We start from the raw sequence: 12,853 nt of genomic DNA, 5'->3' as shown, positions 1-12,853 counted from the left end.
ACCCTCCCCACGGAAGCCCTCCCGAACGGCCGGAGGTAAATCTCAGTGATCGCTCTGTCTCTCGCCGAGATCGCCGCCATCGTCGGCGGGCAGCAGCACGACATACCGGACCCGGGCGTCATCGCCCACGGCCCGGTCGTGATCGACTCCCGTGACGTGCGGCCCGGCAGCCTCTTCGCGGCGCTGCCCGGGGAGAACGTCGACGGCCACGACTACGCCGAGCGCGCGGTCGCCGCAGGCGCGGTGGCCGTACTGGCCGCCCGGCCCGTCGGCGTGCCCGCCATCGTCGTTCCGGACGTCGTCGCCGCCCTCGGCGCCCTCGCCCGTGCCGTCGTGGAGCGGCTCGGCGCCACCGTCGTCGCGCTCACCGGCTCGGCCGGCAAGACCAGCACCAAGGACCTGATCGCCCAGCTCCTGGAGCGCATCGGCCCGACCGTGGGGCCGCCCGGCAACTTCAACAACGAGATCGGCCTGCCGCTGACCGCGCTGCGCGCGCAGGAGGACACCCGTCACCTCGTGCTGGAGATGGGCGCCCGCGGCGTCGGCCACATCCGCTACCTGGCCGAACTCACCCCGCCGCGCATCGGCCTCGTCCTGAACGTCGGCACCGCGCACATCGGCGAGTTCGGCGGCCGCGAGCAGATCGCCCTGGCCAAGGGCGAGCTGGTCGAGGGGCTGCCCACCGCGGCGGAGGGCGGCATCGCCGTGCTCAACGCCGACGACCCCCTCGTCCGGGCCATGAGCACCCGCACCAAGGCCCGTCTCGTCCTGTTCGGCGAGGCCGACGACGCGGACATCCGGGCCGAGAACGTCCGCCTCACCGCGACCGGGCAGCCCGCCTTCACGCTTCACACACCCACCGGGTGCGGGGACGTGACCATGCGGCTGTACGGTGAGCACCACGTGTCGAACGCGCTCGCCGCCGCCGCCGTCGCCCATGAGCTGGGCATGCCCGCGCCCGAGATCGCCACCGCGCTCTCCGAGGCGGGCCAGCTCTCCCGCTGGCGGATGGAGGTCACCGAGCGTGCGGACGGCGTGACGATCGTCAACGACGCCTACAACGCGAACCCCGAATCCATGAGAGCCGCGCTGCGCGCGCTGGCCGCCATGGGCCAAGCCGCCACGGCGAAGGGGGGCCGCACGTGGGCCGTGCTCGGTCAGATGGCCGAGCTCGGCGAGGACTCACTCGCCGAGCACGACGCGGTCGGGCGGCTCGCCGTCCGGCTCAACGTCAGCAAGCTCGTGGCAGTCGGGGGCAGGGAAGCGGCCTGGCTGCAAATGGGTGCCTATAACGAGGGTTCGTGGGGTGAGGAGTCGGTGCACGTGTCCGACGCGCAGGCGGCGGTCGACCTGTTGCGCAGCGAGCTGCGTCCGGGAGACGTCGTGCTGATGAAGGCGTCCAGGTCGGTCGGCCTGGAGCGGGTCGCGGCCGCGCTGCTCGCGGCCGATGGTGAGGTCTCCGGCTGATGAACCAGATCCTGTTCGCGGGTGTCATCGGCCTGCTGCTGACCCTGGTCGGCACCCCGCTGCTGATCAAGTTCCTGGCCCGCAAGGGCTACGGCCAGTTCATCCGTGACGACGGCCCGCGCGAGCACCACAGCAAGCGCGGTACGCCCACCATGGGTGGCATCGCCTTCATCCTGGCCACGCTCATCGCGTACGCCCTGACCAAGGTCATCACCAGCCACGAGCCGACGTTCTCCGGCGTGCTGGTGCTGTTCCTGATGGCGGGCATGGGCCTGGTCGGCTTCCTCGACGACTACATCAAGATCGTCAAGCAGCGGAGCCTGGGCCTGCGCGCCAAGGCCAAGATGGCCGGCCAGCTCATCGTCGGCATCGCCTTCGCGGTCCTCGCGCTGCAGTTCGCGGACACCCGGGGCCAGACCCCGGCCTCCACCAAGCTGTCCTTCACCCAGGACTTCGGCTGGTCCGTCGGCCCCGTGATCTTCGTGGTCTGGGCGCTGTTCATGATCCTCGCGATGTCGAACGGCGTGAACCTCACCGACGGTCTCGACGGCCTCGCCACCGGCGCGTCCGTGATGGTCTTCGGCGCCTACGTCTTCATCGGCACCTGGCAGCACGGACAGTCCTGCGGCAACCCGCTGACCGCCGGCGCCGCCTGCTACGAGGTCCGCGACCCGCTCGACCTCGCCGTCGTCGCCTCCGCCCTGATGGGCTCCTGCTTCGGCTTCCTGTGGTGGAACACCTCGCCCGCCAAGATCTTCATGGGTGACACCGGCTCGCTCGCCCTCGGCGGCGCCCTCGCGGGTCTGGCCATCTGCTCCCGCACCGAGCTGCTGCTCGCCCTCCTCGGCGGTCTGTTCGTCCTCATCACGATGTCCGTCGTGATCCAGGTCGGCTCGTTCCGCCTCACCGGGAAGCGCGTCTTCCGAATGGCCCCGCTCCAGCACCACTTCGAACTCAAGGGGTGGAGCGAAGTCCTTGTGGTGGTCCGCTTCTGGATCATCCAGGGCCTCTGCGTGGCCGTCGGCCTCGGACTCTTCTACGCCGGATGGCTGGCCATCAAGTGACCCCCACTCTCTCTTCCGCCGCCCTGGAGTGGGCCGGCAAGCACATCACCGTCGCCGGCCTCGGCGTGAGCGGCGTCAGCGCCGCCCGCGCCCTGGCCGGCCTCGGCGCGCGGGTGACCGTCGTCGACGGCGGTGACAGCGCCACCCATCACGAGCGCGCCGCCGAGCTGGAGCGCGAGGGCATCGCCGTCCGCCTCGCCGACGCCGACACGCTGCCCCAGGGCACCGAACTGGTCGTCACCTCACCTGGCTGGAAGCCGGGGAGCCCGCTCTTCGCCGCCGCCGCCGAGGCCGGCGTGGACGTCGTCGGCGACGTCGAGATCGCCTGGCGGCTGCGCGGCGCACGCGGCGAGCAGGCAGCCCCCTGGCTCGCCGTCACCGGCACCAACGGCAAGACCACCACGGTCCAGATGCTCGCCTCCATCCTGGAGGCCGCCGGACTGCGCACCGTCGCCGTCGGCAACATCGGCACCCCCATCATCGACGTGGTGCTCGCCCAGGGACGCGACGGAGCCGAGCCCTACGACGTGCTCGCTGTCGAACTCTCCAGCTACCAGCTGCACTGGGCGCCGTCCGTGCGCGCCCACTCCGCGGCCGTGCTCAATCTCGCGCCCGACCACCTCGACTGGCACGGCTCCATGGAGGCGTACGCCGCCGACAAGGGCCGGATCTACGAGGGCAACGAGATCGCCTGCGTCTACAACGTCGCCGATCCCGCCACCGAGCGCCTGGTCATGCAGGCCGACGTCGAGGAGGGCTGCCGTGCCATCGGCTTCACCCTCGGCACCCCCGGCCCCTCCGAGCTCGGGGTGGTCGACGGCATCCTCGTCGACCGCGCCTTCGTCGAGAACCGCCGGGAGCAGGCGCAGGAGCTCGCCGAGATCTCGGACGTGACCCCGGCCGCCCCGCACAACATCGCCAACGCCCTCGCGGCGGCGGCCCTGGCCCGTGCCTTCGGCGTCCCGGCCACGGCCGTCCGGGACGGGCTGCGCGCCTTCCGGCCCGACGCGCACCGCATCGCCCACGTCGCCGACGTCGACGGCGTCGCCTACGTGGACGACTCCAAGGCCACCAACACCCACGCCGCCCAGGCGTCCTTGGCGGCCTACGAGTCGATCGTGTGGATCGCGGGCGGCCTCGCCAAGGGCGCCACCTTCGACGGCCTGGTCACCGCCTCCGCGCGGCGGCTGCGCGGCGTCGTGCTGATCGGGGCCGACCGGGAGCTGATCCGCCAAGCGCTGGCGCGACACGCCCCCGATGTGCCGGTGGTGGACCTCGACCGGACCGACACTGGGGCGATGGCGGCGGCGGTCCGGGAAGCGGCGCGGCTCGCCCGGCCCGGGGACACCGTCCTCATGGCCCCGGCGTGCGCCTCGATGGACATGTTCGCCAACTACAACAAGCGCGGCGAGGCCTTCGCCGACGCCGTCCGGGAACTGGCCGCCGGCCGACACCCGGAGGAGTAGCCGCCGGAAACCCCCGCGGCGCGGGCCGGCGGCGCAGGAGACCAGCGGAGGGGACACCCGGATGCACGCCGACGACACCGCGCGCCCCGGGGGCGCACCGGGCGGCCTGTGGGCCCTGCGCGGGGCCCCCGCCCGGCCCCGGCCCCCGCGCGCCCCCCGCCCCGCACGGATCCGCGCGGGGGGCCCTCGGCCGCCCGGGCGGCGACCGTCCGGCAGCGGGCTGCGCGCCCTGCACGCGCGTGTGAAACGCGCCTGGGACCGCCCGCTGACCGCGTACTACCTGGTCCTCGGCGGCTCCCTGCTGATCACCGTGCTCGGCCTGGTGATGGTCTACTCCGCGTCCCAGATCAAGGCCCTGCAGAACGGCCTGGCGCCCAGCTTCTTCTTCCGCAAGCAGCTGCTCGCCGCCGCCATCGGCACCGTGCTCCTGCTGGCCGCCGCCCGACTGCCCGTCAAGCTGCTGCGGGCGCTGGCCTATCCGCTGCTCGCCGGGTCGCTCTTCGCGCTCTGCCTGGTCCAGGTGCCCGGCATCGGGGAGACCATCAACGGCAACACCAACTGGATCTCCCTCGGCGGGCCGTTCCAGCTCCAGCCCAGCGAATTCGCCAAGCTCGCCCTCGTGCTGTGGGGCGCCGACCTGCTGGCGCGCAAGCAGTCCAAGAAGCTGCTGACCCAGTGGAAGCACCTCCTGGTGCCCCTGGTCCCCGTCACCTTCCTGCTGCTCGGCCTGATCATGCTGGGCGGCGACATGGGCACCACCGTCGTCCTCACCGTGGTCCTGCTCGGCCTGCTGTGGGTGGCGGGCGCCCCGACCCGGCTCTTCGCGGGGATCTTCGGCGTCACCGCCGTGCTCGCCGCGCTGTTCATCAAGACCAGTGCCAACCGCATGTCCCGCCTCGCCTGCATCGGCGCGACCGAACCGGGCACCGACGACCGGTGCTGGCAGGCCGTGCACGGAATCTACGCCCTCGCCAACGGCGGCTGGTTCGGCGCGGGACTGGGAGCGAGTGTGGAGAAATGGGGTGAACTCCCCGAACCCCACACCGACTTCATCTTCGCCATCACCGGTGAGGAACTCGGTCTCGCGGGGACACTGTCGGTGCTCGCCCTCTTCGCGGCTCTAGGCTATGCGGGTATCCGCGTGGCCGGACGCACGGAGGACCCCTTCGTGAGGTACGCAGCGGGAGGTGTGACCACCTGGATCACGGCGCAGGCCGTGGTCAACATCGGTGCGGTGCTCGGCTTGCTGCCGATCGCCGGTGTCCCCCTGCCGCTGTTCTCCTACGGAGGTTCCGCCCTGCTGCCGACCATGTTCGCCATCGGACTGCTGATCGCCTTCGCGCGGGACGAGCCCGGTGCGCGGGCAGCGCTCGCCATGCGGCAGCCTGGGGTGAGATGGAAGACGATGAGACGGCGCGTCAAGAAGCGACCGTCCGGAGAGCGGTGAATTTCGGTGCATGTCGTACTCGCCGGCGGGGGGACCGCCGGCCACATCGAGCCCGCGCTCGCCCTCGCGGACGCCCTGCGCAGGCAGGACCCGACCGTGGGGATCACGGCGCTCGGCACGGAGCGGGGTCTGGAGACCCGGCTCGTGCCCGAGCGGGGCTATGAACTGGGGCTGATCCCCGCCGTACCCCTGCCCCGCAAGCCCACGCCCGAGCTGATCACCGTCCCGGGACGGCTGCGCGGCACCATCAAGGCCGCCGAGCAGATCCTGGAGCGGACCAAGGCCGACTGCGTGGTGGGCTTCGGCGGCTATGTGGCGCTGCCCGGCTATCTGGCCGCCAAGCGGCTCGGGGTGCCCATCATCGTCCACGAGGCCAACGCCCGGCCCGGCCTCGCCAACAAGATCGGCTCGCGCTACGCGGCGTCGGTCGCGGTGAGCACCCCGGACAGCAAGCTGCGCAACGCCCGCTACGTCGGCATCCCGCTGCGCCGCACCATCGCGACCCTCGACCGGGCCGCGGTCCGGCCCGAGGCGCGCGCGGCGTTCGGGCTCGACCCCAACCTGCCGACGCTGCTGGTCTCCGGCGGCTCGCAGGGCGCCCGTCGGCTGAACGAGGTCGTCCAGGCGGTCGCGCCGATGCTCCAGCGCTCCGGCATCCAGATCCTGCACGCGGTCGGTCCGAAGAACGACCTGCCGCACGTGGACAACATGCCCGGAATGCCGCCCTATGTCCCGGTACCGTATGTGGACCGGATGGACCTCGCGTACGCCGCGGCGGACATGATGCTCTGCCGTGCGGGCGCGATGACCGTCGCCGAGCTGTCCGCCGTCGGGCTCCCGGCCGCCTATGTCCCGCTGCCCATCGGCAACGGCGAACAGCGGCTCAACGCCCAGCCGGTGGTCAAGGCGGGCGGCGGTCTGCTGGTCGACGACGCCGAGCTGACCCCCGAGTGGGTCCAGAGCCATGTGCTCCCGGTGCTCGCCGACCCGCACCGGCTGTACGAGATGTCCCGCGCCGCCTCCGAGTTCGGGCGCCGGGACGCCGACGAGCTGCTCGTCGGCATGGTGTACGAGGCGATTGCCGCACGCAGGGCCCGCTGACGGCCCCAAGGAGCAGGAGGCGGGGAGCGTGGCCGGACCGACGACCGCCCGGCGCAGTGGCGGCAAGAACGGCAAGCCGCCGCGTTCGCGGCAATCGCCTCGCCCGCCCCGCTCCGGCGGGCCGCCGGGCAAGGCGAAGCCGCGCCGCCCCCGCCTCCGGCTCCACCCGCGCCGGCGCAGGCTGCTCGGCTGGGCGGCCGTCACCGTGGCCCTCGGTGCGGCCGTCGGGTGGGTGCTGTACGGCTCCAGCTGGCTGCGGGTCACCCATGTGGAGGTCAGTGGCACCGCCGTACTGACGTCCAATGAGGTCCGCCGGGAGGCCGACGTCCCGTTCGGCGACCCCCTCGCCTCCGTCGACACCGACGCCATCGCGGACCGGCTGCGCGACCGGCTGCCGAGGATCGAGTCGGTGGAGGTCGAACGGTCCTGGCCGCGCGGAATCAGTCTGAAAGTGACCGAGCGGCAGCCGAAAGCCGTCCTCGAAAAGGGCGGGAAGTTCATCGAAATCGACGGTACGGGCGTGCGGTTCGCCACAGTCGATCAAGCCCCGAAGGGCGTGCCCCGGCTGACGATGGCGGCCGAGGATTCGGCCGGTACGCGCCGGTTCGGCCCCGAGCGGCTCGAACGGGAGGCGGTCCGGGTCGCCGTGGACCTGCCCCCCGCCGTCCGCCGGGACACCCTGGCGATCCGCGTACGCTCGTACGACTCCATCACCCTGGAACTGACGGGCGGTCGGACGGTCGTCTGGGGGAGTGGTGAACGGGGGGACGTGAAGGCCCGTACGCTCACGGCATTGCTCAAAGCCGCCCGGGGCGCGGACCACTTCGACGTCAGCGCTCCCGGGGCTCCCGCGGCGTCGGGGAGTTGACGCGAATCCGGGCCCGCCAGCACCCTGGTTGGCTACGACTATGGGTGATCACATAGGGTGAAAAGAAAAACGGGAGGTTCGGCGTGTTCATTGAACGCGCACCGCTTGTCGACTTAGTGTCCTGTTCAGAGAACCCAGACAACAGTGACACCGGTAACCCTAAACTTCAACGTTAGGGTTCGGGTCGGCATTGAGAACCGCCCCCAGGCATACGTAACTCGAGGCGAGAGGCCTTCGACGTGGCAGCACCGCAGAACTACCTCGCAGTCATCAAGGTCGTCGGTATCGGCGGCGGTGGCGTGAACGCCATCAACCGGATGATCGAGGTCGGTCTCAAGGGCGTCGAGTTCATCGCGATCAACACCGATGCGCAGGCTCTCCTGATGAGCGACGCCGACGTCAAGCTCGACGTCGGCCGGGAGCTCACCCGCGGCCTCGGCGCCGGCGCCAACCCCGATGTCGGCCGCAAGGCCGCCGAAGACCACCGCGAGGAGATCGAGGAGGTCCTCAAGGGGGCCGACATGGTCTTCGTGACCGCGGGCGAGGGCGGCGGCACCGGCACCGGTGGCGCCCCCGTCGTCGCCAACATCGCCCGCTCGCTGGGCGCTCTGACGATCGGTGTGGTCACCCGCCCGTTCACCTTCGAGGGCCGCCGCCGCGCGAACCAGGCGGAGGACGGCATCGCCGGCCTGCGGGAGAACGTCGACACCCTCATCGTCATCCCCAACGACCGGTTGCTGTCCATCTCGGACCGCCAGGTCAGCGTGCTCGACGCGTTCAAGTCGGCGGACCAGGTGCTCCTGTCGGGTGTCCAGGGCATCACCGACCTCATCACCACCCCCGGCCTGATCAACCTCGACTTCGCCGACGTCAAGTCCGTGATGTCCGAGGCCGGCTCGGCGCTCATGGGTATCGGCTCGGCGCGCGGCGACGACCGCGCGGTGGCCGCCGCGGAGATGGCGATCTCCTCGCCGCTCCTGGAGGCGTCCATCGACGGCGCCCGCGGTGTGCTGCTCTCCATCTCCGGCGGCTCCGACCTCGGCCTGTTCGAGATCAACGAGGCCGCGCAGCTGGTCAGCGAGGCCGCGCACCCCGAGGCCAACATCATCTTCGGCGCCGTCATCGACGACGCCCTCGGCGACGAGGTCCGGGTCACCGTCATCGCCGCCGGCTTCGACGGCGGCCAGCCGCCGGCCAAGGGCAGCCGCGACAAGGTGCTCGGTTCGCCGTACAGCGGTCGCGAGGAGAGTGCTCCGGCCGCCACCGCGGCTCCGAGCCGTCCGGCCGAGCCGTCCCGCCCGTCCTTCGGTGGTCTCGGCAGCGTGACCCCGCGCACCGAGGAGCCCGCACCGGCCGAGAAGGCCCCGGTGAACGAGATCCCGGCGCCGCCGGTCTCCTCGCCGCAGGTCCCGCCGGCCCGTCCGTACCAGGACTCGACCGCCGAGGAACTGGATGTTCCCGACTTCCTGAAGTAGTCCGGCGGCAACGAGTGAGCGGCCCCCAGTGATAGGGCAACAGCACGCAGTGACATCCGAAGAGCACGCGAGCGGCGCGCACTTCGCCTTCACCGACAGGTGGGGCGGGGTGAGCGCCGCTCCGTATGACGAGCTGAATCTCGGCGGCGCGGTCGGTGACGACCCCGCGGCCGTACGGACCAACCGCGAGCGGACGGCGAAGGCGCTCGGCCTCGACCCGGCCGCGGTGGTCTGGATGAACCAGGTGCACGGCCGGGACGTGGCCGTGGTCGACGGACCGTGGCACGGCTCCGGTTCCACCGCCCCGATCCCGGCCGTCGACGCGTTGGTGACGGCCCGCCGGGGTCTCGCCCTCGCGGTGCTGACGGCGGACTGCACCCCCGTACTGCTCGCGGACCCCGTCGCCGGGGTCGCGGGAGCGGCCCACGCCGGACGCCCGGGCCTGGTCGCCGGAGTCGTCCCGGCGGTCGTCGAGTCGATGACCGCGCTCGGCGCGGAACCCGCCCGGATCGTCGCCCGGCTCGGCCCCTCGGTCTGCGGACTCTGTTACGAGGTGCCCGAGGAGATGCGCGCCGAGGTCGCGAAGTCCGTGCCCGAGGCCTGGGCCACCACCCGCCAGGGCACTCCGGCGGTGGACGTCGCGGCCGGGGTGCGGGCCCAACTCGCCCGGCTCGGCGTGCAGATCAGCGGACAATCTCACATTTGTACGCTGGAGTCGAAGGATCATTTCTCGTACCGACGTGAGCGCACCACGGGGCGACTCGCGAGTTATGTCTGGTTGGACGACGAGCTGTGACGGATCGTAGAACGCAACTGGCCCAGAACCTGGCGCAGGTGGAGGAACGTATCTCCTCCGCCTGCGCGGCCGCCGGCCGTGAGCGCGAGGAGGTGACCCTGATCGTGGTCACCAAGACCTACCCCGCGAGCGACGTCCGGCTCCTCGCCGAGCTGGGCGTCCGTCATGTCGCGGAGAACCGCGACCAGGACGCGGCCCCCAAGGCCGCCGAATGCTCGGATTTGTCCCTTAGCTGGCACTTCGTCGGTCAGCTGCAGACCAACAAGGTCCGGTCCGTGGCGAATTACGCTGATGTGGTGCAGTCGGTTGACCGGCTCAAGCTGGTCAACTCCCTCTCCACGGCGGCTGTCCGGACCGGGCGGAAGCTCGACTGCCTGATCCAGGTGGCTCTTGACGCCGAGTCGGGACAGACCGGGCGGAAGACGGCGGATCGCGGCGGTGCCGCGCCGGACGAAGTGGCGGCGCTCGCCGACGCTCTCGCCGAAGCCGAAGGGCTGCGGCCGGCCGGGCTGATGACGGTCGCTCCGCTCGTCGGACCATATGCGGGACGGCAACGGGCCGCCTTCGACCGGCTGATGGAAATCGCAACGGACCTGCGCTCGGCCCATCCTGCTGCGAACATGGTGTCAGCAGGGATGAGCGCGGACCTCGAGGACGCCGTTGCTGCCGGGGCGACACATGTACGTGTCGGCACAGCGGTACTCGGAGTCCGACCCAGGCTCCGGTAACGTCGCCAAGAAGTCGGACCACAGCAGAAAATATGGTCATTACCGTCAAAAGACGGACAGACCAAGTGGATCCAAGGCGCCCGTTGGCGGAGCCGATCCACCACAGAGCGGAGGACGCAGAGAATGGCCGGCGCGATGCGCAAGATGGCGGTCTACCTCGGCCTCGTGGAGGACGATGGGTACGACGGCCCGGGGTTCGACCCCGACGACGAGTTCGAGCCCGAGCCGGAACCCGATCGGCGCCGGCAGCAACACCAGCCACAACAGACGCAATCGGACGAACCGGTTCGAGTCGCCCAACCCCCTGCCCAGCGCGAACCCGCTCCGCTCGTAGCGGAAACGGGACGACCCGCGCGAATCGCCCCCGTGGCGTCCATCACACCAGAACGCCACTCTTTGGAGAAGAACGCACCGGTGATCATGCCCAAGGTTGTGTCCGAGCGGGAGCCCTACCGCATCACGACATTGCACCCCCGGACCTACAACGAGGCCCGTACCATCGGGGAACACTTCCGTGAGGGCACCCCGGTGATCATGAATTTGACGGAGATGGACGACACCGACGCGAAGCGACTCGTCGACTTCGCCGCCGGTCTGGTCTTCGGTCTGCACGGGAGCATCGAGCGGGTGACGCAGAAGGTGTTTCTGCTGTCTCCTGCTAACGTCGATGTCACGGCGGAGGACAAAGCCCGTATCGCAGAGGGTGGGTTCTTCAACCAGAGCTGAGACGCAACACCGGGCAAACCGGGTGAAACGGCCAATAGGCCGAGTACGGGCAAGGGGAGAGGGAAGCGCGGGAGATGGACATCGCACTGCAGGTGATCTACATCGCGCTGTATTGCTTCCTGGTTGTGCTGATCTTCCGGTTGGTGATGGATTACGTCTTCCAGTTCGCCCGCTCATGGCAACCCGGTAAGGCGATGGTGGTCGTTCTGGAGGCCACCTACACTGTCACCGATCCGCCACTCAAGCTTCTGCGGCGGTTCATTCCGCCGCTGCGTCTCGGGGGCGTGGCGCTCGACCTGTCCTTCTTCGTATTGATGATCATCGTCTACATCCTGATCGCCGTCGTCAGGCGGGTGTTGGTGTGAACGATACGGTCTTGCCGGTTGCCGACGACTACGTTGAGGTGAAGAAGAGATGCCGTTGACCCCCGAGGACGTGCGGAACAAGCAGTTCACGACCGTCCGTCTCCGAGAAGGCTATGACGAGGACGAGGTCGATGCCTTCCTGGACGAGGTCGAGGCCGAACTGACCCGTCTGCTGCGGGAGAACGAGGACCTGCGCGCCAAGCTGGCCGCGGCCACGCGGGCCGCCGCGCAGAACCAGCAGCAAGGAATGCGCAAGCCCGAGCCGCAGGACCAGCGACCGGGCGCTCCGGTGCCCGCCGCCATATCCGGACCGCAGCCGGTGCCGCAGCAGCAGCAGATGGGCGGCCCGCCGCAGCTTTCGGGCGGTGCCCCGCAGCTGCCGGCCGGCCCCAGCGGTCACGGCCACGGCCCGCAGGGTCCCCACGGTCCGGGTCCCATGGGACAGAACGGTCCGATGGGCGGCCCCATGGGCGGTCCGATGGGACAGAACGGTCCCATGGGGCAGAACGGCCCGATGGGTCAGAACGGCATGGGGCAGAACGGTCCCGGCCCCATGGGCCAGGGCATGGGCCAGAACGGTCCGATGGGCGGCCCCGGCCAGCAGATGCAGCAGCAGGGCCAGGGCCCGGGCGGCGACAGTGCCGCTCGTGTGCTCTCGCTCGCGCAGCAGACCGCCGACCAGGCGATCGCGGAGGCCCGTTCCGAGGCCAACAAGATCGTCGGCGAGGCACGCAGCCGCGCCGAGGGCCTGGAGCGGGACGCCCGCGCCAAGGCCGACGCGCTGGAGCGGGACGCGCAGGAGAAGCACCGCGTCGCGATGGGCTCCCTGGAGTCCGCTCGCGCCACGCTGGAGCGCAAGGTCGAGGACCTGCGCGGCTTCGAGCGCGAGTACCGCACCCGGCTGAAGTCCTACCTGGAGAGCCAGCTGCGCCAGCTGGAGAACCAGGCGGACGACTCGCTCGCCCCGCCCCGTACCCCGGCGACCGCGTCGCTGCCGGCGGCCCCCTCGATGAGTGGGTCCATGGCCTCGGCCGGTGCGGGCATGGGTGGCCACAGCATGGGCGGTAACCCGTCCATGGGCGGTCACGGCGGTGCGACGGGTGCCCCGTCGTACGGCGGTCAGCAGCAGATGTCCCCGGCGATGACGCAGCCGATGGCACCGGTCCGGCCGCAGGGCCAGCAGCCGATGCAGCAGGCTCCGTCCCCGATGCGCGGCTTCCTGATCGACGAGGACGACAACTAAACGCTCGGCGCCAAGCGTCGGCAAACAACGGGCCGGGGGGGGGGGGGGGGGGGGGGGGGGGGGGGGGGGGGGTGGGGGGGGGGGGGGGGGGTGGGGGGCGGGGGGGG

Annotated in this window: 12 protein-coding genes; all 12 read left to right on the top strand. The window is 70.9% G+C overall.

Annotated features, from left to right (window positions below; genetic code table 11):
* Positions 1 to 45: 45 nt before the first annotated feature.
* The 12 genes from ACZ53N_RS13430 to ACZ53N_RS13375 all read left to right on the top strand — a co-directional run bounded on the left by ACZ53N_RS13430 (position 46) and on the right by ACZ53N_RS13375 (position 12,746).
* The gene (locus tag ACZ53N_RS13430) at positions 46 to 1,467 is read left to right on the top strand and encodes a UDP-N-acetylmuramoyl-tripeptide--D-alanyl-D-alanine ligase (protein WP_469141004.1); all 1,422 of its coding nucleotides are present in this window, start codon (positions 46 to 48) and stop codon (positions 1,465 to 1,467) included.
* Positions 1,467 to 2,531, top strand: a complete 1,065-nt coding sequence (mraY, locus tag ACZ53N_RS13425) for a phospho-N-acetylmuramoyl-pentapeptide-transferase (protein ID WP_356450942.1) — start codon at positions 1,467 to 1,469, stop codon at positions 2,529 to 2,531. Before ACZ53N_RS13430 ends, mraY begins: the two co-directional genes overlap by 1 nt.
* A complete protein-coding gene (gene murD / locus ACZ53N_RS13420; protein WP_469141003.1) occupies positions 2,513 to 3,997 on the top strand; it encodes a UDP-N-acetylmuramoyl-L-alanine--D-glutamate ligase in 1,485 nt (494 codons plus the stop codon). The genes mraY and murD overlap by 19 nt, the downstream gene beginning before the upstream one ends.
* Positions 3,998 to 4,058: 61 nt before the next feature.
* Positions 4,059 to 5,444: a putative lipid II flippase FtsW gene (ftsW, locus tag ACZ53N_RS13415; RefSeq protein ID WP_469141002.1), complete on the top strand. Its 1,386-nt coding sequence runs from the start codon at positions 4,059 to 4,061 to the stop codon at positions 5,442 to 5,444.
* A gap of 6 nt (positions 5,445 to 5,450) precedes the next feature.
* The gene (gene murG / locus ACZ53N_RS13410; RefSeq protein WP_469141001.1) at positions 5,451 to 6,545 is read left to right on the top strand and encodes an undecaprenyldiphospho-muramoylpentapeptide beta-N-acetylglucosaminyltransferase; all 1,095 of its coding nucleotides are present in this window, start codon (positions 5,451 to 5,453) and stop codon (positions 6,543 to 6,545) included.
* A gap of 28 nt (positions 6,546 to 6,573) precedes the next feature.
* A complete protein-coding gene (locus ACZ53N_RS13405) occupies positions 6,574 to 7,413 on the top strand; it encodes a cell division protein FtsQ/DivIB (protein WP_469141000.1) in 840 nt (279 codons plus the stop codon).
* A 239-nt stretch (positions 7,414 to 7,652) separates the two neighbouring features.
* Positions 7,653 to 8,888, top strand: coding sequence for a cell division protein FtsZ (gene ftsZ, locus ACZ53N_RS13400; RefSeq protein WP_469140999.1), 1,236 nt, complete (start codon positions 7,653 to 7,655; stop codon positions 8,886 to 8,888).
* Positions 8,889 to 8,916: 28 nt separating this feature from the next.
* On the top strand, positions 8,917 to 9,684 hold the full coding sequence (gene pgeF, locus ACZ53N_RS13395; protein ID WP_469140998.1) for a peptidoglycan editing factor PgeF: 768 nt from the start codon (positions 8,917 to 8,919) through the stop codon (positions 9,682 to 9,684).
* Complete coding sequence (locus ACZ53N_RS13390) at positions 9,681 to 10,412, top strand: YggS family pyridoxal phosphate-dependent enzyme (RefSeq protein ID WP_469140997.1); 732 nt, start codon at positions 9,681 to 9,683, stop codon at positions 10,410 to 10,412. Before pgeF ends, ACZ53N_RS13390 begins: the two co-directional genes overlap by 4 nt.
* Before the next feature lie 123 nt (positions 10,413 to 10,535).
* On the top strand, positions 10,536 to 11,138 hold the full coding sequence (locus tag ACZ53N_RS13385) for a cell division protein SepF (RefSeq protein WP_130877828.1): 603 nt from the start codon (positions 10,536 to 10,538) through the stop codon (positions 11,136 to 11,138).
* Positions 11,139 to 11,212: 74 nt separating this feature from the next.
* Positions 11,213 to 11,503: a YggT family protein gene (locus ACZ53N_RS13380; RefSeq protein WP_130877321.1), complete on the top strand. Its 291-nt coding sequence runs from the start codon at positions 11,213 to 11,215 to the stop codon at positions 11,501 to 11,503.
* Between the two features lie 49 nt (positions 11,504 to 11,552).
* The gene (locus ACZ53N_RS13375) at positions 11,553 to 12,746 is read left to right on the top strand and encodes a DivIVA domain-containing protein (protein ID WP_469140996.1); all 1,194 of its coding nucleotides are present in this window, start codon (positions 11,553 to 11,555) and stop codon (positions 12,744 to 12,746) included.
* Positions 12,747 to 12,853 lie beyond the last annotated feature (107 nt).

It is taken from the genome of Streptomyces sp. NPDC033229 (assembly GCF_055576875.1).
The sequence above is the reverse complement of the archived record's forward strand: the minus strand, read 5'-3'. Positions and strand labels throughout refer to the sequence as shown.